The sequence below is a fragment of the Variovorax sp. 01N429 genome (genome assembly GCF_056399425.1).
In genome coordinates, this window is record NZ_JBFTRG010000114.1 from 1 (window position 1) to 461 (window position 461).

General features: G+C 73.3%; 1 protein-coding gene. It reads left to right on the forward strand.

Features of this window, described 5'->3' with window-relative positions; translation table 11 throughout:
* The coding region (locus tag AC1DSF_RS30840) for an amidohydrolase family protein (RefSeq protein ID WP_478184113.1) at positions 1-461 on the forward strand (461 nt) is incomplete at both ends.

A 461-nucleotide genomic window follows, 5' to 3' on the forward strand; every position in this document is an offset into this window, starting at 1 on the left:
CGCGCCGACCGCGAAGGCCGCGCCGCCGACGCGGTGCTCTACGACCTCATGCTCGAGCGCGACGGCCGCCGCATGTTCATGATCCCGATCCTCAACTACGCGTCCGGCGACCTGGAACCCGTCCGCGAGATGCTCCTGCACCCACGCTCGGTCTTCGGCCTCGGCGACGCGGGCGCGCACTGCGCGACCATCTGCGACGCCAGCATGACGACCACGATGCTCACCCACTGGGCACGCGACCGCAGCCGCGGCGCCAAGCTCCCGCTGGAGCTGGCGGTGAAGAAGATGACCGCGGACACGGCCGCGCTGTACGGCCTCCGCGACCGCGGCGCGCTCCGCCCCGGCCTGCGCGCCGACCTCAACGTGATCGACCTCGACCGGCTGCGCGCCCACCCGCCGGAGGTGGTGTACGACCTGCCCGGCGACTGCCCGCGGCTGATCCAGCGCGCCGACGGCTACAC